Annotated in this window: 21 protein-coding genes; 10 read left to right on the top strand and 11 right to left on the bottom strand. The window is 61.8% G+C overall.

Annotated elements, in window-relative coordinates; all coding sequences use genetic code 11:
* Positions 1-81 precede the first annotated feature (81 nt).
* Positions 82-846, top strand: coding sequence for a trans-aconitate 2-methyltransferase (gene tam / locus HKK55_RS22220; RefSeq protein WP_169356611.1), 765 nt, complete (start codon positions 82-84; stop codon positions 844-846).
* A 22-nt stretch (positions 847-868) separates the two neighbouring features.
* On the opposite strand, the gene HKK55_RS22215 is transcribed toward tam, so the two are convergent.
* Positions 869-1,429 (bottom strand): cysteine hydrolase family protein, encoded by a 561-nt coding sequence (locus HKK55_RS22215; protein ID WP_169356610.1) that lies wholly within the window; start codon positions 1,427-1,429, stop codon positions 869-871.
* Between the two features lie 96 nt (positions 1,430-1,525).
* On the opposite strand from HKK55_RS22215, the gene HKK55_RS22210 reads away from it, so the two are divergent.
* The 3 genes from HKK55_RS22210 to HKK55_RS22200 all read left to right on the top strand — a co-directional run bounded on the left by HKK55_RS22210 (position 1,526) and on the right by HKK55_RS22200 (position 4,550).
* Entirely contained in the window at positions 1,526-2,548 is a 1,023-nt protein-coding gene (locus HKK55_RS22210; protein ID WP_169356609.1) for a GlxA family transcriptional regulator, read from the top strand.
* 147 nt (positions 2,549-2,695) lie between these two features.
* Entirely contained in the window at positions 2,696-3,805 is a 1,110-nt protein-coding gene (locus HKK55_RS22205) for a DUF3182 family protein (RefSeq protein ID WP_169356608.1), read from the top strand.
* Positions 3,795-4,550 (top strand): S9 family peptidase, encoded by a 756-nt coding sequence (locus HKK55_RS22200; protein ID WP_169356607.1) that lies wholly within the window; start codon positions 3,795-3,797, stop codon positions 4,548-4,550. The genes HKK55_RS22205 and HKK55_RS22200 overlap by 11 nt, the downstream gene beginning before the upstream one ends.
* A 2-nt stretch (positions 4,551-4,552) precedes the next feature.
* Here HKK55_RS22200 and HKK55_RS22195 read toward each other — a convergent pair whose 3' ends face one another.
* Both HKK55_RS22195 and HKK55_RS22190 read right to left on the bottom strand, forming a co-directional pair.
* Entirely contained in the window at positions 4,553-5,755 is a 1,203-nt protein-coding gene (locus HKK55_RS22195; protein WP_169356606.1) for an MFS transporter, read from the bottom strand.
* A 203-nt stretch (positions 5,756-5,958) separates the two neighbouring features.
* On the bottom strand, positions 5,959-10,239 hold the full coding sequence (locus tag HKK55_RS22190; RefSeq protein ID WP_169356605.1) for a DEAD/DEAH box helicase: 4,281 nt from the start codon (positions 10,237-10,239) through the stop codon (positions 5,959-5,961).
* Between the two features lie 167 nt (positions 10,240-10,406).
* On the opposite strand from HKK55_RS22190, the gene HKK55_RS22185 reads away from it, so the two are divergent.
* Positions 10,407-11,291 (top strand): sugar nucleotide-binding protein, encoded by an 885-nt coding sequence (locus tag HKK55_RS22185; protein WP_169356604.1) that lies wholly within the window; start codon positions 10,407-10,409, stop codon positions 11,289-11,291.
* 72 nt (positions 11,292-11,363) lie between these two features.
* Here the strand turns inward: HKK55_RS22185 and HKK55_RS22180 are convergent, their stop codons facing one another.
* The 5 genes from HKK55_RS22180 to HKK55_RS22160 all read right to left on the bottom strand — a co-directional run bounded on the left by HKK55_RS22180 (position 11,364) and on the right by HKK55_RS22160 (position 15,440).
* Complete coding sequence (locus HKK55_RS22180; protein WP_169356603.1) at positions 11,364-12,062, bottom strand: OmpW family protein; 699 nt, start codon at positions 12,060-12,062, stop codon at positions 11,364-11,366.
* Between the two features lie 96 nt (positions 12,063-12,158).
* The gene (locus tag HKK55_RS22175) at positions 12,159-12,680 is read right to left on the bottom strand and encodes a DUF3299 domain-containing protein (RefSeq protein ID WP_169356602.1); all 522 of its coding nucleotides are present in this window, start codon (positions 12,678-12,680) and stop codon (positions 12,159-12,161) included.
* Positions 12,681-12,691: 11 nt separating this feature from the next.
* The gene (locus HKK55_RS22170) at positions 12,692-13,957 is read right to left on the bottom strand and encodes an ABC transporter permease (RefSeq protein WP_169356601.1); all 1,266 of its coding nucleotides are present in this window, start codon (positions 13,955-13,957) and stop codon (positions 12,692-12,694) included.
* A gap of 1 nt (position 13,958) precedes the next feature.
* On the bottom strand, positions 13,959-14,669 hold the full coding sequence (locus HKK55_RS22165) for an ABC transporter ATP-binding protein (RefSeq protein WP_169356600.1): 711 nt from the start codon (positions 14,667-14,669) through the stop codon (positions 13,959-13,961).
* A 165-nt stretch (positions 14,670-14,834) separates the two neighbouring features.
* Positions 14,835-15,440: a DUF2796 domain-containing protein gene (locus HKK55_RS22160; protein ID WP_169356599.1), complete on the bottom strand. Its 606-nt coding sequence runs from the start codon at positions 15,438-15,440 to the stop codon at positions 14,835-14,837.
* 136 nt (positions 15,441-15,576) lie between these two features.
* On the opposite strand from HKK55_RS22160, the gene HKK55_RS22155 reads away from it, so the two are divergent.
* A complete protein-coding gene (locus tag HKK55_RS22155) occupies positions 15,577-15,924 on the top strand; it encodes a hypothetical protein (protein ID WP_169356598.1) in 348 nt (115 codons plus the stop codon).
* A 3-nt stretch (positions 15,925-15,927) separates the two neighbouring features.
* Here the strand turns inward: HKK55_RS22155 and trxA are convergent, their stop codons facing one another.
* The 3 genes from trxA to HKK55_RS22140 form a co-directional block, all read right to left on the bottom strand.
* A complete protein-coding gene (gene trxA / locus HKK55_RS22150; protein WP_169356597.1) occupies positions 15,928-16,800 on the bottom strand; it encodes a thioredoxin in 873 nt (290 codons plus the stop codon).
* Positions 16,801-17,016: 216 nt separating this feature from the next.
* Complete coding sequence (locus HKK55_RS22145; protein ID WP_169356596.1) at positions 17,017-17,673, bottom strand: methyltransferase; 657 nt, start codon at positions 17,671-17,673, stop codon at positions 17,017-17,019.
* Positions 17,670-18,125 (bottom strand): YbaY family lipoprotein, encoded by a 456-nt coding sequence (locus tag HKK55_RS22140; protein ID WP_169356595.1) that lies wholly within the window; start codon positions 18,123-18,125, stop codon positions 17,670-17,672. Before HKK55_RS22140 ends, HKK55_RS22145 begins: the two co-directional genes overlap by 4 nt.
* Before the next feature lie 140 nt (positions 18,126-18,265).
* Between HKK55_RS22140 and nrdR the strand changes: the two genes are divergently transcribed.
* Genes nrdR through ribBA form a run of 4 tightly spaced genes read left to right on the top strand, consistent with a single transcriptional unit; the run spans position 18,266 to position 21,675 of the window.
* The gene (gene nrdR, locus HKK55_RS22135) at positions 18,266-18,736 is read left to right on the top strand and encodes a transcriptional regulator NrdR (RefSeq protein ID WP_003209990.1); all 471 of its coding nucleotides are present in this window, start codon (positions 18,266-18,268) and stop codon (positions 18,734-18,736) included.
* A complete protein-coding gene (gene ribD / locus HKK55_RS22130; RefSeq protein WP_169356594.1) occupies positions 18,733-19,869 on the top strand; it encodes a bifunctional diaminohydroxyphosphoribosylaminopyrimidine deaminase/5-amino-6-(5-phosphoribosylamino)uracil reductase RibD in 1,137 nt (378 codons plus the stop codon). Before nrdR ends, ribD begins: the two co-directional genes overlap by 4 nt.
* A 35-nt stretch (positions 19,870-19,904) precedes the next feature.
* A complete protein-coding gene (locus tag HKK55_RS22125; RefSeq protein WP_169356593.1) occupies positions 19,905-20,567 on the top strand; it encodes a riboflavin synthase in 663 nt (220 codons plus the stop codon).
* Between the two features lie 16 nt (positions 20,568-20,583).
* Complete coding sequence (ribBA, locus tag HKK55_RS22120; RefSeq protein ID WP_169356592.1) at positions 20,584-21,675, top strand: bifunctional 3,4-dihydroxy-2-butanone-4-phosphate synthase/GTP cyclohydrolase II; 1,092 nt, start codon at positions 20,584-20,586, stop codon at positions 21,673-21,675.
* The last annotated feature ends 21 nt before the right edge of the window (positions 21,676-21,696 follow it).

Here is a 21,696-nt window from a genome sequence, read left to right as displayed (position 1 = left end):
GGTGGTCAATCCTGGCATTTGTTCTCATGGCTCACAAGATTTAGGCTGCCTCCAACCCCTCAAAGAAGAAGGAAAGCCGTGATGACCTGGTCAGCCAAGCAGTATTCGATGTTTGAACAACAGCGCACGCGTCCTGTCCGGGATCTGGTCGCCGCGATTCCTGATGCTGATGTGCGCACCGCTGTTGACCTGGGTTGCGGCCCCGGCAATTCCACTGAAGTGTTGGCCGAGCGCTTCCCGCAGGCCACGGTGACGGGCATGGACAGCTCCGACGATATGCTGGCCAATGCCCGGGAACGCTTGCCGGCGCTGAATTTCGAGCTGGCCGACATTGGCACCTGGCACCCCACACAGACATTCGATGTGATCCTGGCCAATGCGTCGCTGCAATGGTTGCCGGATCACGCCACGCTCTATCCGCATCTGGTGCATCAACTGACGCCTGGCGGAACCCTGGCGGTGCAGACCCCGGACAACCTCGATGAGCCTGCTCACAGACTAGCTCGGGAAGTAGCGGCGCAGGGCCCATGGGCAAGCAAGATCGGTGCGATCAAACACAATGAGCGTCATACGGCGAGTGTGTATTACGAACTGCTGAGCAAGCACTGCAGCACCGTTGATGTGTGGCGCACCACGTACCACCATCCGTTGGCCGGCGGTCATGCTGCAGTGGTGGAGTGGTTCAAGGGCTCGGCGCTGCGTCCGTTCCTCGCGCCTCTGGATGACACCGAGAAGAGTGCCTTTCTCGATGCCTACCTGGCGCGGATCACCCAGGCATATCCAGCCTTGGCTGATGGCACGGTGTTGCTGCCGTTTCCGCGCCTGTTTATCATCGCCACTCGATAGTCATCAGCCGATCAAGTGGCGCTCAGGCAGCCACTTGAGTCTTCAAGAATTCCTCTGCCGACGCCACGTTCGCATAAGCAAACCCCAACGATGACATAAACGCGGCGTGTACCTGGGCCGCCGGTACGGTGGTGCCATTGAATTCAAGGTCCCGAGTAGCGCAGGCGTCGTGGACCACGGTGACGGTATAGCCCAAGTCCGCTGCGGCACGGACGACACCGTCGACGCACATATGGCTCATGCTGCCGACCACCACCAGATGGGTCACGCTGCGCTGTTCCAGCAGCGTACGCAGGTTGGTTTCGCGAAAGGCATTCACGAAATGCTTGAGCACCACCGGCTCATCGGCCTGGTTAAGTACTTTGGGATGCAAATGTGCACCCTCGGAGCCAGGTGTGAAGAAGGGCGCGTCGTCGGAGGTGAACTCGTGACGAATGTGGATCACTGAGTCGCCCGCCTGGCGAAACGCCTGGAGCACTTGCGCCGCCTTGTCTGCCGCTGCGTCCACGCCACTAAGCGGCCATTTGCCGTGGGGGAAGTAGTCATTCTGGATATCGACTAGGATGAGCGCTTGCTGGGTCATGATTGTTCTCTCGTGAAGGGTTGAGGCGTCCAGTATCGTGGCTGGCGTGCGGCTTGGGGATTGGCCGCACCGACAATAGCAGGGGGAAAACTGACAATGGTGTTGCAGCGTACAGTCGTCGAGCTGGGCATCCTGATCTATAGCGGGGCGCAGATGGCTGCCGTGCATGGGTTGACCGATCTGTTCGGTGTGGCCAATCGCATAGCCGCGGAACATCAGTCGGGGCAACTGCCGGTGCTGCGTCTCAGCCATTGGCGGGCCGATGCCGACGAGCCTCCAAGCCGGGCGTTCGACAGCCTGCCTGGCGCTGACCAGTCGCTGGTCGCCCTGCTGATTCCGCCGTCCATTGCCGGTTTTTCCGAAGGCCAGGCATCCGAGGCACTGCTTGAGTGGCTTCGTCGATTGCACCGTGCCGGTACGGTCCTTGGCGGTGTGTGTGTCGGCTCTATCCTGTTGGCCGAAAGCGGCTTGCTGGACGGTCGCAGTGCCACCACCCATTGGACGTCGGCCACCTCCTTCAGCGCGCGTTACCCGGCGATCAAGTTGGAAGCCGACAAACCCATCGTCGACGACGGCGACCTGATCACCACTGCCGGGCTCATGGCCTGGTCCGAGCTGGGCTTGCGCGTAGTGGACCGCCTGCTCGGCCCAAGCATTGCCGCCAGCACCGCACGTTTTCTGGTGATCGAGCACAGCGACAGCGCGAGCGAGTGTGGAAGTAATTTCGCACCAATCCTCGGCCACGGCGACGCCGCGATCCTCAAGGTTCAGCACTGGCTACAGGCCAGCGGCGCGGTGGATGTTTCATTGGTGGCGATGGCCCAGGCCGCCGGCCTTGAGGAACGTACTTTCCTGCGGCGTTTTCGCAGCGCCACCGGCTTGAAACCCACTGAGTATTGCCAGCACCTGCGGGTGGGCAAGGCGCGGCAAATGTTGGAGTTCACCAACGACACCATTGATCACATTGCCTGGACCGTGGGTTATCAGGACCCGAGTGCTTTTCGGGCGATCTTCAAGAAAATCACCGGGCTGGCGCCGACTGATTACCGCAGTCGGTTTGGTGTGACTTCGGCCAATGCCCGGGGCCAAGCCGCCATCGTGCAGAACGCCGCGCCATAAGGGGCGCGTCGTGCAGAATAAGACAGGCCAAGTGCTATCGCGTTTTCAACAACCGATTGATTCCAGACCGGTTTTGTCTCGTCGTGCCTTGGCCTGATCCCTGCATCTCTCCGTTTACACACATGGCGGGATGGCCAAGGGGGATGCATGACCCTGAACAATCGCAAGAAAATGGTGGTTGCCCATTCGGTACGACCGGACGCGCCGCTCCATGAAGTCGAAACCAACCGCGCCCTGGCCCGGTGGCTGGCGCAGATACTGGGGCTCAAATACGGCGGTAGTTATAACCCCGATCTACACGCCGGACTGGACTTATACCTGTTGCCCACCCAGACCCTCGTCGGCCCGGCCCAGGCGCGGCAATTGGGCGTTAAAGGTCCCGAAGACCTGTGGGGCGGATATGTCGATTACGACTTCATCTGTACCAAAGCCATCAGCCATGGGCTGCTGAATAAAAATGCGCTTGCCCCCGAAGGTTGGTCGCCGCTGTTTTCAGAGCGCATCCGCAATGTGGTGCTGGACGGCCTGAGCGTGTTTGCTCTCGAGGAGGCGCGGTCGGCAGCCGCTCACCTGCTGTATACCGGCCCGATTCGTTTGAAGCCCGTGCACGCCTGTGCCGGTCGCGGTCAAGAAGTGATCAAGAGCATCGACCAATTCGACGCCATCCTGGCGCGGCCCGATGTGGCGCGACTGTTCACCGAGGGCGTGGTGCTTGAGCAGGACCTGCGCGAGGTGACCACCCACAGTGTCGGCCAGAGTTTTATCGGCGATCACGTCTTCAGTTACTGCGGTGATCAATACTTGACCGAGGACGGGCAGGGCGAAGAAGTCTACGGTGGCTCCAACCTGTTGGTGGTCAAAGGCTACTACGACGACCTGCTCAAACTCGAGCTGCCCGATGGCGTGCGTCTGGCCATCGAACAAGCACAGATCTTCGATAGTGCGGCGGATGAGGCCTATCCTGGTTTTTATGCCTCGCGGCGCAATTACGATATCGCCCAGGGCCTGGACAATGATGGTCAGCGTCGCAGCGGTGTATTGGAACAATCCTGGCGCATGGGCGGGGCCAGCAGCGCGGAAGTCGCGGCGCTGCAAAGCTTCATCAACAACCCTGGGTTGCGGGCGACTCACGTGTCATCGGTGGAAACCTACCGAGACCAGCCGTTGCCAGCCGACGCCATTGAGGTCTATCGCGGGCCGGCAGAACACAGCGACTTTCTTCTCAAGTACGTAACGGTCAGACCTTATGACGGCTAGAAGCGAAAGCATCGCCATTGATATCGATGACGAACAGATGAGCGGCACCTTTCTCAGTCCTAAATCGAAGGTGCCGGGGGTGTTGTTTGTCCACGGTTGGGGCGGGAGTCAGGAGCGGGATCTGGAACGGGCCAAAGGCATCGCGGGCTTGGGTTGCGTGTGCCTGACGTTCGACTTGCGCGGCCATGCCGGCAATGGCATTCCTCTGTCCAGAGTCACCCGCGAAGACAACCTGCGGGACCTGTTGGCGGCCTACGACCGTTTGCTGTCGCACCCGGCCATCGACACCTCGGCGGTGGCGGTGGTGGGCACCAGTTACGGTGGATACCTGGCGGCCATCCTCACTTCGCTGCGTCCGGTACGCTGGCTGGCGTTGCGAGTACCGGCGCTGTATCGCGATCAGGAATGGCTCAAGCCCAAGCGCGATCTGGATAAGGTCGACTTGATGGATTACCGCAGCACGCTGGTCCATTCGCAGACGAACCGCGCCCTGTATGCCTGCGCGGCGTTTACTGGGGATGTGCTGATCGTCGAGTCGGAAACCGACGACCACGTGCCCCACGCCACCATCATGAGTTACCGCGCCGCCTGCCAGCAGACTCACTCCCTGACTCACCGGATCATTGATGGCGCGGATCACTCCCTGAGTGATCCGGTATCCCAGCAGGCCTACACCTCGATCCTGGTGGACTGGATTACTGAGATGGTGGTGGGTGAGCGCCTCAGTATTATTCAGTCGGAGTGAACTTAGTGCCCGGCCACAACCCGGTTGGTGCTCTCGGCATACACCGGGCCCAAGCGATCCAGGCGACCGCTCCAGGCGGTCAGCGCTAACGCCACCAACACCACCGAGCCACCAATCCACGCAGTGTGGATCAGGCCCATGTGAGCGACGATTAGCCCACCGGCCCAAGCGCCACCGGCGATCCCGAGGTTGAAGGCGGCGATGTTCAGGCCCGAGGCCACGTCTACCGCATTCGGCGTGTGATGTTCGGCCTGACGCACCACATACACCTGCAAGCCCGGCACGTTGCCGAAGGCGACCGCGCCCCAGACCAGAACGGTGGCCAGTGCCAACCATGGGTTACTGGCGGTCAGGGTCAGGATGAACAGCACGGCGGCCAGCAGGGCGAAGACGATTTTCAGCGCGCTGATGGGGCCGCGTTTGTCGGCCAGCTTGCCGCCCCAGATATTCCCGGCCGCAACCGAGATACCGTAGACCAGCAACACCAGGCTGACGGTGCCGGCGCTGAAGCCTGAGATGTCCTGAAGGATCGGTGCCAGGTAGGTAAACGCGATAAACGAGCCGCCGTAACCGATGGCGGTCATGGCATACACCAGCAACAAACGTGGTTGTTTCAGTACCTGCAACTGTTGGAGCAATGACGCCGGTTTGCTGTGGGCGATGTTATTTGGCACATAGATCAGGCTGCCGATAAACGCGATCACACCCAGGGCCGAAACGGCGAGGAAGGTTTCACGCCAGCCGAAGTGTTGACCGATAAATGTCCCCAGAGGCACGCCGGTGACCAGTGCCACAGTGAGGCCAGTGAACATGATCGCAATCGCGCTGGCGGCTTTTTCCTTGGGCACAAGGCTCGTGGCGATGGTCGAGCCAATGGAGAAAAACACCCCGTGGGCCAGGCCGGTGACGATCCGCGCCAGCACCAGGGATTCATAACTCGGCGCCTGCCAGGCCAGCAAGTTGCCGAGGGTGAACAGCACCATCAGCGACAACAGCAGCAATTTGCGTGGCACTTTGCCGGTCAGGGCGGTGAGCACTGGTGCGCCGATGGCAACGCCCAGGGCGTAAAGGCTGACCAACAGGCCGGCGGATGGCAGGTCGACCCCAAGGTCGGCACCGATGGTGGGTAACAGGCCAACGATGACGAACTCGGTCGTCCCGATGGCAAAAGCGCTGAGGGTCAGCGCCAGCAAGGCAATAGGCATGGCTGCAACTCCGGTGGATTTCAAACAGGAGCGCAGTGTCGAGGTTGGGCTTGTGTAGAAAAAGATAGGTATTGGCATTTGATATTTGCCTGGAACGCACGTATCGAGGATCAATCTGGTGCCCTGCACGATTCCCGCCTCGGCAGCGGCTACAGAAAGTCGGCACCTGCGTGCGATAGCGCCAGCAAAAGGCAACTCAAGCGTCAGTGCCTGATCAGCTTCTCCCGCACCCACCCCGCCGCCTGTTGATCCAGCTCCAGCAACATCTGCTGCTTGCCGGCAATCTCCACTGCCGCCGGCAAACCATCGCGGAACACCAACCGATTACCGCTCAGCGCCGGCACCTTACTGCCCGGCAACAACGTGCCCACCAGATTCAGCGGATCGGCCCCACACACCGCAATCAAGCTACCGTCATGGGGTCGGCGCCGAACCTCGCGCAGCAACGGGATCGCTTCCGGCAAGGCGAACTGCTCGCCCGCCAGGCCACTGACAAACCGTCCACCGCGAATCTCGCCCCGCGCCTCCAGCCGATGGAAGGTGCGCAGCAATTCCCGCCAACTGGGCAACCAATCCGCCTCACGCTCCAGCAGGCGCCAGAACACCACGCCGTAGCGACGCAGCAGTGTCATCGCCACATGCTCCAGGGTCTCGGCCGAGTGCGCCGCCGGGCGTGTGCCGTCGTTTACCGGGGCTCTGCGCACCAGCGCCCAACGCCCGGCGTCGTCCATCCCACCGACAAACGCCCCGCGCCCACGACGACTGCTGCGCGCCTGACGCTTGCTCGCCGGCGTGGTCAGCGCGCGCAGCCCGGCGAAGCTGTCGGCGTTCACCAATCCGGCGCCCACCAGTTCCTGCAAAGCGGTTTCCAACTCACTGCGTAATAGATGGGCTTCGTGGATCAGTTCATCGAAAAACAGCGCGCCGTGGTCACGCAAGGCCTGATGGACTTTCTGCGCCTTGGGTGACAATTCCAGACTGTCAGCCGCCTCGGTCAATCCACTCCACAGCGCCACTTGGCTACGAGGCAACAGCACCACCGGCGTACTGCGCAGCGCAACCGTGCTGGCCTTGGCGCTGAGACGAATCCATACCAGTTTGCCGCTGCGGCACAACTCGTCCAGCCAGCTTGGCGAATAGTCCTTGATCCGTGCACTCAGCACATCACTGTCCCACGCCGATGTGGCGGCGGGGTACCCTTCGAATTGACCGACGATCTGCGCCAACACCGCGCTGCCCTGGCCCCGTGTGCCCTCGGACAGGTGCTGCCAATCGAATAGGAAACGCATGAAATCCTGCAACGCCACCGGCTCGATTTCCCGGCGCAGGCGCTTGACCGTGTAGCGATGAATTCGCGCCAGCAGATGCCGTTCGCACCATTGTTCTTCGCGCGCGCCTGGGCTGAACCGACCACGCAGCACATAACCTTCGCGCTCCAGTTGCGCTAAGGCCTGGGTCACTGCGGCCACCGGCAATGCCAAGGGCGCTGCAATCTCGATCAGGGTCAACGGGCCGAAGCCGCCTAGCCGTGCCCGCAGCACTTCCACCATGGCCTCGTCAAAGGTCCAGGGCTCATCGAAACCGGGTAACAACGGCAGATCGTTCGGGTAGATCGCCTGCCAACAACTCAAGCGCTCCAACGCGACCCACACGGCCTGCCCGGCGCTGATCTGCAAACGACTGGCGCGTCCGCTGTCAGCCAGGGATTGCAGCCATTCGTTCCATTGTGGTGTGACCTCGGCGTCGGCGATGCACGCCAGGCTCATCAACGCCTCATGCATTTCATCCAGGCCATTGGGCGCCGGCCAGGCTTCTTCGCGTACTCCGGCGATGGCATCGGCATCCAGTGCGCCGAGGTCATCGGTGCTGTTTGGGTCGCTCCAACGCCGATTGAGCACGGCCTGGGTGCGGCGCTCTTCCAGCGGTGCATCATCGAGAAAGGTGTAGGGGCGGGCGCTGAGAATTTCCGCCGCCAGCGGCGAGGGTGCGGGCAGATCACGGCTGATCAGGCGAATCTCGCCGCGCTCCATGCGCCGTAGCAGGGCCAGCCAGCCTTCGCTGTCCATGGCCTCGTGCAGGCAGTCATCGAGGGTTTGTTCCACCAGTGGGTGATCGGGTATTTCCCGCTCGCCGGCGAGGTTCTCCAGGCAAGCAATCTGGTCGGGGAAAACGCTGGCGATCAGGTCTTCGCTTTTCATCCGCTGGATCTGTGGCGCTACCTTGCGCCCGCCGCTGTAACGCGGCAACGCCAGGGCCACCCCGGCATTCCAGCGCCAGCGCACACCAAACAAAGGCGCATCCAGCACGGCCTGGATCAGGATGTGTTCGGCGCTGTTGCTGTGCAGGTAGCGCCACACTTCATCCAGCTCAAAACTGTGGCTGGTGGACAGCGACAGCACGATGGCGTCCTCGCTGGCGGCAGCTTGCAACTCGAAGTTGAAGGTGCGGCAAAAACGCTTGCGCAGGGCCAGGCCCCAGGCGCGGTTGATGCGGCTGCCGAACGGCGTATGAATGATCAGTTGGGTGCCGCCGGACTCGTCGAAAAACCGCTCCATGATCAGCGTGTCCTGGGACGGCAAGGCGCTCAATGCCAGCCGCGCTCGCGCCAGGTAATCCACCAGTTGTTCGGCGCTGGCCAGGTTCAACCCGAGGGTGCCCGTCAGCCAGTCGAGGGCAGGTTGCAGATCACCGAGCGTGGCGGCCAGCAGCTCATCCAGTTGCCCATGCAACCGAGCCACGGCAAACGACAACTCAGTGCTGCGCCCCGGTGCTTCACCGAGCCAGAACGGAATGGTCGGCGGCTGCCCGTGGGCGTCTTCGACCCGCACCTTACCGGTTTCCACCCGCAGGATGCGATACGAGGTATTGCCCAGTTGGAAGATATCCCCGGCGATGCTTTCCACGGCGAAGTCTTCATTCACGCTGCCGATGTTCAGGCTTTGCGGCTCCAGCAACACGCTGTAGTCGGCGTTGTCGGGGATGGTGCCGCCGCTGGTCACGGCCGTCAGCTTGGCGCCTCGGCGACCACGCAGAGTGCGGGTCAGGGCGTCGCGGTGCAGGTAGGCGCTGCGGATTCCTTGGCGCCCGTTGTAGCCTTCGGCGAGCATGTGCAGCAGTGCTTGGTAATGGCCATCGTCCAACTCGGTATAGGGCGCGGCGCGGTGGATCAAATCGAGTAGCGCTTGTTCCTGCCATTCCTGGCAGCTGACCTCGGCGATGATCTGCTGGGCCAGCACGTCCAACGGTGCGACCGGGATCAGCAGTGTGTCCAGTTCACCCCGGCGCACACAGTCGAGCAGGGCGGCGCATTCGATGAGGTCGTCGCGGGTGGTGGCGAACAAACGGCCCTTGGGTGTGCCGCCGACCTGGTGCCCGGAGCGACCGACCCGCTGCAAAAATCCGTTGATGGAACCGGGCGAACCGATCTGGCACACCAGGTCGACTTCACCGATATCAATCCCCAGCTCCAGAGATGCAGTGGCGATCAGCACTTGTAGCGCGCCGCTTTTAAGCCTTTGCTCGGCGTCCAGGCGCAACTCCTTGGCCAGGCTGCCGTGGTGGGCGGCCACGGCCTCCTTGCCGAGGCGTTCGCTCAGGTGCCGGGCCAGACGCTCGGCCAGGCGCCGAGTGTTGACGAAAATCAGTGTGGTGCGGTGGGCGCGGGCCAGTTCGGCGAGACGGTCGTAGACCAGGTCCCAGACATCATTGGCCATCACCGCCGACAGCGGCACGGACGGGACTTCGATGTCCAGGTCGCGGGGGCGGGCGTGGCCGATGTCGACGATCTCGCAAGGGCGGTCGGTGCCCACCAGAAAACGTGATACGGCCTCGATGGGTTTTTGCGTGGCCGACAGACCGATGCGGGTCAGCGGTTCGCTGCACAGTCCCTGCAAACGCTCCAGGCTGAGGGCCAGATGACTGCCGCGTTTGCTGGCGGCGATAGCGTGGATTTCATCGACGATGACCGTGCGGGTGCTGGCGAGCATCTGGCGGCCGGAGTCCGAACCCAGCAGCACATAGAGCGATTCCGGGGTGGTCACCAGAATATGTGGCGACTTTTTGCGCATCAGTGCGCGGTCTTTTTGCGGGGTATCACCGGTGCGCACGGCGGTGCGAATTTCCAGCGGTGCCAGGCCCTGGCGTTGCAGGTGCTCGGTGATGCCGGCCAGCGGGGTTTGCAGGTTGATCTGGATATCGTTGGACAGCGCCTTGAGGGGCGAGACGTAAACCACTTGGGTCTGCTCTGGCAACTGGCCGCCATTGGCCAGGCCTTGATGGACCAGGTCGTCCAGCACGGCGAGGAAGGCCGTCAGGGTCTTGCCCGAACCGGTGGGCGCCGCGATCAGGGTCGAGCGACGCTGGCGGATTAATGGCCACGCCTGGGCCTGGGCGTGGGTCACCGAGGGGAATGTACTGCGGAACCAGGCACTGACGGCGGGGTGGAAGCCCTTCAATACCGTGTCCGTGGATTCAGGAAGGTTCATGGGACAATTTATGCGGCCGGCCGGGGTAACTTGCAACCCCACACTTTCTAAGTGACGGTTGCGCTACAAACCCGCAAAATGCAACGATTCTGGCAAATGCCAACGGCACGGCTCACAAGCCTGTCGATAATAACCATCGTTCCAAACAGACCGGGCCTGCTCAATCTATGCGAATGCGCCTTATGTTACTGGGCGGCGGGAATGCCCTCGGGCAGGCGCTGATTCGCCTCGGTGCGGAGGAAGACATCGGATTCCTCGCCCCTAAACCGCCCCAAGACGGCTGGGATGCCGCAAGCCTCACCCAATTGCTCGACGACACCCGTCCCGATGCCTTGATCAATCTCGCCTACTACTTCGACTGGTTTCAGGCGGAGACCGTCAGCGAAACGCGGCTGGCCGGGCAGGAGTTCGCTATCGAGCGTCTGGCTGAACTCTGCCAGCACCACAACATCACCCTGGTGCAACCGTCCAGCTACCGCGTGTTCGATGGCTCCCGTGCCACTGCCTACAGCGAAAAAGACGAACCAGTGCCCTTGGGGCTGCGCGGTCAGGCGTTGTGGCGCATCGAGCAGAGCGTACGCGCCACCTGCCCGCAGCATGTGTTGCTGCGCTTTGGCTGGCTGCTGGATGACAGCGTCGATGGCACCCTCGGACGCTTTCTGGTCCGTGCCGAGAAACCCGATGAATTGCTGATGGCCGACGACCGCCGTGGCAATCCGACGCCGGTTGACGATGCCGCTCGGGTGATCATTTCCGTGCTCAAGCAACTCGATTGCGCCGCGCCGTTGTGGGGGACCTATCACTACGCCGGACATGAGGCGACCACGCCACTGGCCCTGGGCCAGGCGATTCTGACTGAGGCACGCAACTTCCATGTGCTGGCGATTGAATCGCCTACCGCCCAGGCTCACGCCGCACGGCCGGATGCTAGTGAAGAACCGCAACATGCGGTGCTGGCCTGCAAGAAGATTCTCCATACCTTCGGCATCAAGCCTCGGGCGTGGCGAGCGGGATTGCCCGCGTTGCTGGATCGGTTTTACCGGCATAGCTGAATACAACACAAAACAAAATGTGGGAGCGGGCTTGCTCCCACATTTCGTTAGGCGGTGTTACTTAAGGCGTGCTTAGAACTTGTAGCCAATACCGACCATGTAAACCATCGGATCAACATCCACATTGACCTTGGCCCGAGTACCGGCGGCCAGGGCGTTGTTGTCGACGGTGGCTTTGGTGCTGATGTCGATGTAGCGAATCTGGCCGTTGATCATCCACTTGTCGGTGATCATGTAGTCGGCACCGATCTGTGCGGCCCAGCCCCAAGAGTTCTCGGCCTTGAAGTTGCTGAAACCGGCCTGCTCGGCGCGGCTGCCAACGTGTTCGTCGTAGATCCAGGTGTAGTTGATACCCGCGCCCATATACGGTTGGAATGCCGACTTGCTGTCCAGCGGGTAGTACACGACGCTTAGGGTCGGCGGCAGGTGTTTGAGTGTACCGAGCTTGCCGTTGGCGGCGCCCAAGGCGGTGTTCTTGAGCTTCACGTCATGTTCGAACGGCGTGGCCGCGAGCAGTTCGATACCCCAGTGGCTGGTGAACATGTAGGCAAAGTTGAGGCCCAACTGAGTGTCGCTGCTCATGGTCGCCTTGCCGCCCAGGTTGGTACCCGCCAACGGCCCCTGGTCAACTTTTACGCTGCCGCTGTCGGCCTTCGGGTTGACGGTGATTGCACCGGCACGCACCAGGATATCCCCGGCTTCGTGGGCATGGGCAACGGGGGCGGCGAGGGCGAGTGCGAAGAGAGACGCACTGAGCAGGGACTTGTTCATGGGAGCTCCAAAGGACGTATTAAAAGGGATACGTCCAATGGTAAAGATCGTTCCGTTCGAGCCTTTGACTCAGCTCAATGAAACGGTGATCACGCGTTATTCCTGCAGCTCGTACACATAAATCTTCTCGGCATCCATCTGATACCCGGCATCCGCCAGCTCACTGCTGGACGGTTTGACCTGCATCTGGCCTTCGATCCAGTACGGCTGATAGAGCTCGTCGAGCTTCACGCCCACTTCGCTTTTGACATGCACGATCTGGTTCGACGGCGGTGGCGGCACGTGGATGCAGGCGCCGAAATACGGCACCAGCAGAAACTCCGTGGTGCGGCCTTCTTCGCTGACTTCCAGCGGCACGATATAGCCCGGCAGGCGAATATGCTTGCCGTTCAGGCTCTGCACCACCGGTGCATTGGGCAGGTCCTGCTTGGCCGCCGGTGCGGCCTCGACGGACAGTGCATCGGCCATGCCCGACAAGTTATGCAGCGGTTTCATATTGGGGATTTCCGGCGGTGCATCCGGCGGAATCATCTCCTGCCACGACAGGTCCTTGGGCTGCTCGGCCGCCCAAGCGGGCAAGGCCAGGAGCAATAACAGCGCAAGCAGGGCACGACGCATTAAAACCTTCCTCATAAACGTATGGACAGGCCGTCGGCCAGTGATTGTCGGTAGGCGCGCCAGGCCGGCACGCTGCCCATCAACAGGGCGGCAACAAGGATACCGGCCAGCAGCGTCCACTCATATTCGCTCGGCCAGGACAACGGTAAGTCCAGCCCATAGTTAGCCTGCAGATAGCCCCGCGAGGCGGCGATGCACACGTACAGCAGCCCAACGCCCGCGACGACGCCGGAGAATGCCAGGGCGAAGGCTTCAAAAATCAGCAGGGTCGCGATATGCCAAGGCCGTGCGCCCACCGAACGAAGGATTGCCATTTCCCGACGACGCTCGTTGAGGCTGGTGAGAATCGCCGTGAGCATGCCAATCAACCCGGTCAGCACCACAAACAACGAGATCACAAACAGCGCCTTTTCGGCGGTGCCCATCATGCTCCACAGCTCCTGCAAGGCCACGCCCGGCAGAATCGCCAGCATTGGCTCGCCACGGAATTCATTGATCTCCCGTTGCAGGGCAAAGGTCGAGATCTTGTTGTTCAGGCCGAGCATGAACGCGGTGATGGCTTGCGGCGTGAGGTCCATGTTGCGCGCCTGATCGGCGCTGATCCGGCCTTTGCCTTGCGCCGGCACGCCGTTGTGCCAATCAATGTGGATCGCTTCCATACCGCCGAGGCTGATGTGCAGCGTGCGGTCCACCGGTGTGCCGGTGCGCTTGAGGATGCCGACCACGGTGAATGGCTTGTCATCGTGTTTGACCAGGCTGACCACCGCCACGCCGTGGGCCAGCACCAGCTTGTCGCCGAGTTTGTAGTGCAGCGCATCAGCCACTTCGGCGCCGAGCACCACCTCGAAAGGGTCGGTGGCGAAGGCGCGACCACTGGCCAGTTCCAGGTTCTGCCTGCGGCCGTATTGGTAGTGCTCGAAGTAGGATTCGTTGGTGCCCATCACGCGGTAGCCGCGATGGGAGTCGCCGAGGGAAATCGGGATTGCCCATTTCACTTGAGGGTTGGCGGCGAAGTGCTCGTAGCTGTCCCAACGAATATTGTTGGTGGCGTTGCCGATGCGGAACACCGAATACAGCAGCAGATTGACCGAACCGGAGCGCGCGCCAACGATCAGGTCGGTGCCGCTGATGGTGCTGGCGAAACTGGCGCGGGCTTCAGTGCGCACCCGTTCCACCGCCAGCAGCAGGCACACCGAAAGGGCGATGGCGAAGGCGGTGAGGATCGCGGTAAAGCGGCGGTTAGCCAGGCTGGCCATGGCTAGACGAAACAAATACATCTCAAACCTCTACGGGCGTGGCGGCGCGATTGAGTTCGGCCAGCGACAGGTTGCGGTCGAACAGCGGTGCCAGGCTCTGGTCATGGCTGACAAATAACAGGCTGGCGCCGGCTTCGCGGCATTCGGCGAACAGCAACTGAAGAAAGGCTTCCCGAGCATCGTAGTCCAGCGCTGAAGTGGGTTCGTCGGCGATCACCAGTTCCGGCTGGCCGATCAGCGCGCGGGCGGCGGCTACGCGTTGTTGCTGGCCGATGGACAGGGCGTCGGCGCGGCGCTCCAACAGGTTCTGGTCCTTCAGGCCCAAGTGGGCAAGCAAGGTTGCGGCGGCCTGGTCGACGCTGCCGTGACGCTGGATCGCCCGTTGCGCCCGCAGCTTGGAGAAGTGGCAGGGCAGTTCGACGTTCTCGCGCACCGAGAGGAACGGCAGCAGGTTGAACTGCTGGAAGATGTAGCCGGTGTGGTCGACGCGAAAACGGTCACGGGCACCGGCCGAGAGTTCGGTCAGCTCCTGGCCCAGCAGGCGAATACTGCCGCGACTGGGTTTCTGCACACCGCCCAGCAGGCCCAGCAGCGTGGTCTTGCCACTGCCACTGGGGCCTTTGAGGAACAGGGTTTCCCCTGGCTCAAGGCGAAACGCCGGGATATCCAGCAGTTGAGGGTGACCGGGCCAGTTGAAGCCCAGGTCGGACAGCTCGATAAGTGCTTGGGTCATAGGGAATCAGTGGTCTGGCTCGATTTGGAGGATGACACTGTTCAAATGTGGGAGCTGGCTTGCCTGCGATGGCATCGCTGCGGTGTTTCTGAAGTACCGAGGCGCTTGCATCGCAGCGGTGCGACGATTCGACAAACCAGCTCCCACATTGACCGAGTCATGAACTCAGAACTTGAGGGTGGCGGCTGCAGCCGTCGCTTCGACACCCTGCTGGCCGCTTGGGCCAATGAGTTGTACCTGAATTTTCTGAGTGGCGGGGAACGTCTTGAACACGTGGGTCAGGTCGAGGTTGCTCAGCGCGGTTGGCGTGGCGCAGGTGAATTGGTAGTGGGCGTGGATTTCGCTGTGGTCGTGATGATGCTCGTGGGCGGCGGCGCCTTTGCCATCGGTGGCGTGGTCGGCATCGTCGTCGTCATGATCGGCCTCAGGCTTGTCACCGAACAACGGGCTGTTCAGTTCCTGGGTGCTGATTACGCAGCCGGCAGCTTTTGGCAGATTGAACAGGGCCAGCGGTTTTTCCAGTTGTTTGCGCGCGGCGGCGACTTTGGCCTTATCGGCAGCGGTGGTGGCGAGGTGTTCGAAACCCACCAGGTTCATCGCCGGGCTGTCCAGTTCCAGCTCCAGGGCCTGACCGTCGAGCACCGCATTGAGGCGACCGACGCCGTGTTCGTGGGCGCCGAGGCTGGCGTGTTCATGATCATGCTCGTCAGCGGCCTGGGCGATGGCCAGTGGCAACAGGGCGAACGGCAAAGCGAGCAACAAACGGCGCATGGTGAAACTCCCGGGCGAAGATGAATATTTTGTTATGTGATCTTATAACAATATAGCTGCGAGTTTGACCGCCCGCTTGGCGTAGCGCAAGACGCGTGGGAGCATGCTTGTCAGAAAAAGTACGGGAGAGCGCGCGATGTTGAGAATTCGTGGAACCATCGGCGACTTGCCAGTGGATTTGACCCTGGAGCTGGATGACGGCGATTGGGCCCGATTGGGCGCGCAGTTGCAGGCCAGCAAAGTGCCGAATGCCGAGCCAGTGGTTGCGCCGGCTCCGGGTAATCTGGACGAGAGCCTGTGGCAGGCCGCCCAGGACCTGTTGCGCAAGGCCGGGCAACTCAGCGGTTTGGAGTTGCTGGATCAACTTGAAGGGCTGGCCGGCAGCGCCTCGGCGGGCAAGCGCTTGCTGGTGCGCTTGCGCCATAGCGCCAAGGTCAAGGTGGCCAGCGGCGGGGATACGCCGCTGTACAGTTGGATCGAATAACGATCAATACAACGCGGCGAACAGTTTGCGGCGATACACGGTGACCAGCGGGTGGTCATTGCCCAGCAGATCGAACACCTGCAGTAGCGTCTTGTGGGGCAAGCCCTCGCTGTAGCTGCGGTTGCGGATGAACAGTTTGAGCAGGCCATCCAGCGCAGCTTCGTATTGCTGGCGTGCCAGTTGTTGCACGGCCAGTTGATACACCGCCTCGTCATCCTGCGGGTTTTGCGCCAGACGGCTTTTCAGCTCGGCGGCATCCGGCAGGTCAGTGGCCTGGCGCAAGAAGGTGATCTGCGCCTTGGCGCCGGCCAGCGCGGCTTTGTGATCGTCGCTTTTGACCGCGTCGAGCACGGTTTGCGCTTCATCCAACTCACTGCGTTCGGCCAGGCAGCGTGCATAGAGAATCAGCGCGGCGGCGTTGGTGTTGTCTTCGCCCAGCAAGGCCACCAGCACGGCTTCGGCATCGCTGATGCGACCGTCGGCAAACAACGCCTGGGCTTGCTCCAGCGGGTCAGCAGCGGCCGGCGGCGGCATTTGCACATGCGGCTCCAGCATCGCCCGCACGGCGGACTCCGGCTGCGCACCGGCAAAGCCATCTACCGGCTGGCCGTCCTTGAACAGCACCACCGTCGGCAGGCTGCGAATGCCAAAGCGCGTAACCACGTCCGGCTCGGCATCGCAATCGACCTTGGCCAGCAGCAACTCGCCCTGATAACTCTCGGCAATCTGCGCCAGCATCGGCATCAACGCCTTGCACGGCGCGCACCACTCGGCCCAGAAATCCACCAGCACGGGTTTTTCGAAAGAGTTCTGGATCACCGCCTGGTCGAAGGTGGCGGTGGTGGCGTCGAAGATGTACGGCGTGGGCTCACTCATGGGGTATCTCGAACAAAGCGTGGGATGGGGCAACTATAAGGGCTAGCGGGGTTGGCTGAAAGCGGGCAGGGGCGCGACATATCTCTTTAACCCTGTAGCCGCTGCCGAGGCACGAGGCTGCGATGGGTTTGGTGCGGCATTCCGACGAAGCGACCCCTGAGGGCGGTCCTGCGGCCCGCATCGCAGCCTCGTGCCTCGGCAGCGGCTACACCAGCTTCAAGGCCGCTGCGAATGGTACAGGCTGACCTTGCGAAACTCCCAGGGCTCGGCCAGGTCCGGCAAGGTCAGGGCATCCAGGATTTCCAGCCGCTGATAATCCGGGTGCTGGAAATCCCTTACGCGCGAATCCGCCACCAATGCTTCCCGCCCTCGGGTCAGAAACTGATCCAGCAACGGCAAGTTCGCCCGGTCATACAGCACATCGGCCACCAGAATCAGGTCAAAACGATCCGCCTCGGCGAAAAAATCATCCGAGTAAGTCAGCACCACGTCATTGAGTTTCGCATTGGCCCGGCAGGCGTCCAGCGCCAGTGGGTCCAGGTCGCATGCGACAACCTCCAGCGCGCCGGCTTTTATCGCCGCAATCCCTGCAACCCCGGAACCCGCGCCAAAATCCAACACCCGCTTGCCCGCAACCCACTCGGGATTAGCCGCCAAATACCTGGCCAGCGCCAAACCACTGGCCCAGCAAAAGCTCCAGTACGGTGGTTCATGGAGGATGCGTCGGGTTTCTTCCTGGCTGAAGGCCCGGTCCATGTTGTCGGCGTCCAGCAGCCACAGCGACAACTCGGTGCCCGGCAACGGGCAGGGCACCAGGTGGGCGTCGCCGATCAGTTCACTCAAGGCCCGTTGCAGGTCCAGCGGTGGAGTCATGGGGCTTTGACGAATTGCAGGGGGCCGGTGCTCTGGGTGATTGCCTGGGTGATACGCACGGCGGGCAGGTGCAGGATCAACTGGCCGGACTGGCTGGCGCGACCACGCAATTCAACCCGCGCACCGGCAGGAAAGACTTCGGGGTTAAAGCGCAGGCGGAAGGCCAAGGGTTTGTTGTTGCCGATCAACACACTGCTGGCGAGCAGTTGTTGCGGACGGTTGCGGTCGTCAATGACCATCATTGCCAGTTCGACTTCCGCGCCAGCGGGAACGCCGTTCAGGGTGCCGCTGACTTCACGCTGGTACGCCGGCAACGGGCCCAATTCTTCTACACCAGGGATTTTTTTCTCCTGTTGGGGCGTCGGTTGTGGGGCGGCCGGTTTCGGGGCATGGCTGCTGCAGGCGACCAGGAAACTGAACAAAGCAAGCATGACAAGCGGTCGTAGCGACATGTACGGCTCCAAAAAGGGCGAAAATCCGTGGCTTAAAAAATATGAAACATAATAGTCAGCCTATATACCGTAAAGGCTATGGCTTGTCTTGCCACGGGGATGCGCTACCATGGCCCTCCCATTTTTTGTTGCCTGCCACCATGCACTGTCCCTTCTGCGGTGCCAACGACACCAAAGTCATTGACTCGCGTCTGGTCGCCGAGGGCGAACAGGTGCGTCGCCGGCGTGAATGCCTGGCCTCTGGCTGCGGTGAGCGTTTCACCACCTTCGAAACCGCCGAACTGGTATTGCCACGTCTGATCAAGACTGACGGCAGTCGCCAGCCCTTCGACGAAGAAAAACTGCGCGCCGGAATGCAGCGCGCCTTGGAAAAACGCCCGGTGAGTGTCGAGCGGCTGGAAGCGGCGCTGGTGCACATCAAGCACAAGCTGCGGGCGACCGGTGAGCGCGAAGTCAAATCCCTGGTGGTTGGAGAACTGGTGATGGGCGAGCTGCAAAAGCTCGACGAAGTCGCCTATATCCGTTTCGCCTCGGTGTATCGACGCTTCCAGGACCTCAATGAGTTCCGCGAAGAGATCGACCGCCTGGCCCGTGAGCCGGTCAAAGAATGAACCCACCTTCGGCAGAACAGGCGGTCCTCGACGCCCATTACATGGCTCGCGCCCTGGAATTGGCGCGCAAGGGCCTGTACACCACCCATCCCAATCCACGGGTGGGCTGCGTGATTGTCCGTGACGGGCAGATTGTTGGCGAAGGCTGGCACGTGCGTGCCGGTGAACCCCACGCCGAAGTCCACGCCCTGCGCGCGGCTGGCGACAAAGCCCGTGGCGCTACAGCCTATGTGACTCTTGAACCGTGCAGCCATCACGGCCGCACACCGCCCTGTGCCGATGCCCTGGTGAACGCTGGTTTGGCGCGGGTCGTGGCGGCGATGCAGGACCCTAACCCGGAAGTCGCCGGCCGTGGCATGCAGCGTTTGGCCCAGGCCGGGATCGAGATCCACAGCGGCATGCTGGAGAACGAAGCGCGGGCACTCAACCCCGGCTTTCTCAAGCGTATGGAGCATGGCCTGCCGTTTGTGCGGGTCAAGTTGGCCATGAGCCTGGACGGTCGCACCGCGATGGCCAATGGTGAAAGCCAATGGATCACCGGCCCGGCGGCACGTGCTGCCGTGCAACGCCTGCGCGCCCAGGCCAGCGTGGTGCTGACCGGCGCCGACACAGTGCTGGCCGACGGTGCTCGCCTGACCGTACGCGCCGCCGAACTGGGCCTGGATGACGAAACCACAGCGTTGGCCATGTCTCGTCCGCCACTGCGGGTGTTGATCGACGGCCGCCTGCGAGTGCCGTTGAACGCACCGTTCTTCAAGGCTGGCCCTGCGCTGGTAATCACCTGCGTGAACCCGGAAAACCAATACCCCACCGGCCCAGAGTGCCTGGTGGTGCCGGGTGTTGACGGTCAGGTGGACCTGCGTTCCGCTTTAGTGGCCCTGGCAGTCCGTGGCGTCAACGACGTACTGGTGGAAGCTGGCCCAAGTCTGGCCGGTGCCTTCGCTCAGCAGGGCCTGGTGGACGAGTACGTGATTTTCGTCGCCGGCAAGTTTCTCGGCTCCGCGGCCCGGCCTTTGCTGGACTGGCCGCTCGAGAAATTGGCGGATGCCCCCCAACTCAAGATCACTGAAATGCGCGCTGTAGGCGACGACTGGCGAGTCACTGCCATTCCTGTCCCATCAGCGGGCGTATAATTCCCGGCCTGCGCCGAGCTCCCCAGGAGGACTCCATGTTCACCGGCATTATCGAATCCATTGGCAGCATCCGTGCAATGACCCCAAAAGGCGGCGATGTGCGGTTGCTGGTTGAAACCGGCAAGCTCGACCTGAGCGACGTCAAACTGGGCGACAGCATCGCCGTCAGCGGCGTGTGCCTGACTGTTATCGAGTTGCCTGGCAACGGCTTCGCCGCCGATGTCAGCCGGGAAACCCTGGACTGCACCGCGATGGACGACCTCAAGAGCGGCAGCCCGGTCAACCTGGAAAAAGCCCTGACTCCGACCACCCGCCTCGGTGGGCACCTGGTCAGCGGTCATGTCGACGGTGTCGGCGAAGTCGTCGCCCGCAGCGAAAATGCGCGTGCCGTGGAATTCCGTATCCGCGCGCCCAAAGAGCTGGCCAAGTACATCGCCCATAAAGGCTCGATCACCGTCGACGGCACCAGCCTCACCGTGAACGCCGTCAATGGCGCCGAATTTGAACTGACCATCATTCCCCACACCCTGAGCGAAACCATCATGGCGTCGTATCAGCCAGGTCGCCGGGTGAACCTGGAAGTGGACTTGTTGGCGCGTTACCTGGAGCGCCTGTTGTTGGGTGACAAGGCCGCTGAGCCAACGTCCGGGAACATCACCGAAAGCTTTCTAGCCGCCAACGGCTACCTCAAATCCTGACCCAAGGGGGTGCCGCGTGGCGCTCAACAGCATCGAAGAACTGGTTGAAGACATCCGCCAAGGCAAGATGGTCATCCTCATGGATGACGAAGACCGCGAGAATGAAGGCGACCTGATCATGGCCGCCGAGTGCTGCCAGCCTGAACACATCAACTTCATGGCCAAGCACGCTCGTGGTTTGATCTGCATGCCCATGAGCCGCGAGCGCTGCGAGTTGCTCAAGCTGCCGTTGATGGCACCGCGCAACGGTTCGGGTTTCGGTACCAAGTTCACCGTGTCCATTGAAGCTACCACCGGCGTCACCACCGGCATCTCCGCCGCCGACCGTGCCCGTACCGTGCAAGCGGCCGCCGCGAAAGACGCCAAGGCCGAAGACATCGTCAGCCCCGGTCACATCTTCCCGCTGATGGCCCAACCGGGCGGCACCCTGGCTCGCGCCGGTCACACTGAAGCCGCTTGTGACCTGGCGCGCATGGCCGGTTTCGAGCCAAGCGGTGTGATCTGCGAAGTGATGAACGACGACGGCACCATGTCCCGTCGCGCCGAACTGGAAGAGTTTGCGGCCCTGCACAACATCAAGATCGGTACCATTGCCGACCTGATTCACTACCGGATGATCCACGAACGTACCGTTCAGCGGATTGCCGAGCAGCCGTTGGACAGCGAACTGGGCCAGTTCAACCTGGTGACCTATCGTGATTCGGTGGAAGGCGACGTGCACATGGCCCTGACCCTGGGCAACATCTGCGCCGAAGAGCCGACCCTGGTACGCGTGCACAACATGGACCCATTGCGGGACCTGTTGATGGTCAAGCAACCTGGTCGCTGGAGCCTGCGGGCCGCGATGGCTGCAGTATCCGAGGCCGGCAGTGGCGTGGTGTTGCTGCTCGGTCACCCGCTGGATGGCGACGTGTTGCTGGCGCATATCCGCGAAACGGGCGAACACGTGCCGGTGAAAAAACCGACCACCTACAGCATCGTCGGTGCCGGTTCGCAGATCCTTCGGGACCTGGGCGTGCGTAAAATGCGTTTGATGAGTGCGCCAATGAAATTTAATGCCATATCCGGTTTCGACCTGGAAGTAGTAGAATACGTGCCCTCCGAATAAAGGCCGGCGTTGTTTACCCCT

The sequence above is a fragment of the Pseudomonas sp. ADAK18 genome (assembly GCF_012935695.1).
Taxonomy (GTDB): Bacteria; Pseudomonadota; Gammaproteobacteria; order Pseudomonadales; family Pseudomonadaceae; genus Aquipseudomonas.
The sequence above is the reverse complement of the archived record's forward strand: the minus strand, read 5'-3'. Positions and strand labels throughout refer to the sequence as shown.

Excerpts from the sequence above, each read along its gene's own strand:
- HKK55_RS22195 (WP_169356606.1), bottom strand. The coding sequence starts at position 5,755 with ATGCCTATTGCCTTGCTGGCGCTGACCCTCAGCGCTTTTGCCATCGGG.
- HKK55_RS22175 (WP_169356602.1), bottom strand. The coding sequence starts at position 12,680 with ATGCGTCGTGCCCTGCTTGCGCTGTTATTGCTCCTGGCCTTGCCCGCT.
- HKK55_RS22125 (WP_169356593.1), top strand. The coding sequence starts at position 19,905 with ATGTTCACCGGCATTATCGAATCCATTGGCAGCATCCGTGCAATGACC.
- ribD (WP_169356594.1), top strand. The coding sequence starts at position 18,733 with ATGAACCCACCTTCGGCAGAACAGGCGGTCCTCGACGCCCATTACATG.
- HKK55_RS22210 (WP_169356609.1), top strand. The coding sequence starts at position 1,526 with ATGGTGTTGCAGCGTACAGTCGTCGAGCTGGGCATCCTGATCTATAGC.
- HKK55_RS22140 (WP_169356595.1), bottom strand. The coding sequence starts at position 18,125 with ATGTCGCTACGACCGCTTGTCATGCTTGCTTTGTTCAGTTTCCTGGTC.
- HKK55_RS22165 (WP_169356600.1), bottom strand. The coding sequence starts at position 14,669 with ATGACCCAAGCACTTATCGAGCTGTCCGACCTGGGCTTCAACTGGCCC.
- tam (WP_169356611.1), top strand. The coding sequence starts at position 82 with ATGACCTGGTCAGCCAAGCAGTATTCGATGTTTGAACAACAGCGCACG.
- trxA (WP_169356597.1), bottom strand. The coding sequence starts at position 16,800 with ATGAGTGAGCCCACGCCGTACATCTTCGACGCCACCACCGCCACCTTC.
- HKK55_RS22155 (WP_169356598.1), top strand. The coding sequence starts at position 15,577 with ATGTTGAGAATTCGTGGAACCATCGGCGACTTGCCAGTGGATTTGACC.
- HKK55_RS22215 (WP_169356610.1), bottom strand. The coding sequence starts at position 1,429 with ATGACCCAGCAAGCGCTCATCCTAGTCGATATCCAGAATGACTACTTC.
- HKK55_RS22185 (WP_169356604.1), top strand. The coding sequence starts at position 10,407 with ATGCGAATGCGCCTTATGTTACTGGGCGGCGGGAATGCCCTCGGGCAG.
- HKK55_RS22190 (WP_169356605.1), bottom strand. The coding sequence starts at position 10,239 with ATGAACCTTCCTGAATCCACGGACACGGTATTGAAGGGCTTCCACCCC.
- HKK55_RS22170 (WP_169356601.1), bottom strand. The coding sequence starts at position 13,957 with ATGTATTTGTTTCGTCTAGCCATGGCCAGCCTGGCTAACCGCCGCTTT.
- HKK55_RS22200 (WP_169356607.1), top strand. The coding sequence starts at position 3,795 with ATGACGGCTAGAAGCGAAAGCATCGCCATTGATATCGATGACGAACAG.
- nrdR (WP_003209990.1), top strand. The coding sequence starts at position 18,266 with ATGCACTGTCCCTTCTGCGGTGCCAACGACACCAAAGTCATTGACTCG.
- HKK55_RS22205 (WP_169356608.1), top strand. The coding sequence starts at position 2,696 with ATGACCCTGAACAATCGCAAGAAAATGGTGGTTGCCCATTCGGTACGA.
- HKK55_RS22160 (WP_169356599.1), bottom strand. The coding sequence starts at position 15,440 with ATGCGCCGTTTGTTGCTCGCTTTGCCGTTCGCCCTGTTGCCACTGGCC.
- HKK55_RS22145 (WP_169356596.1), bottom strand. The coding sequence starts at position 17,673 with ATGACTCCACCGCTGGACCTGCAACGGGCCTTGAGTGAACTGATCGGC.
- HKK55_RS22180 (WP_169356603.1), bottom strand. The coding sequence starts at position 12,062 with ATGAACAAGTCCCTGCTCAGTGCGTCTCTCTTCGCACTCGCCCTCGCC.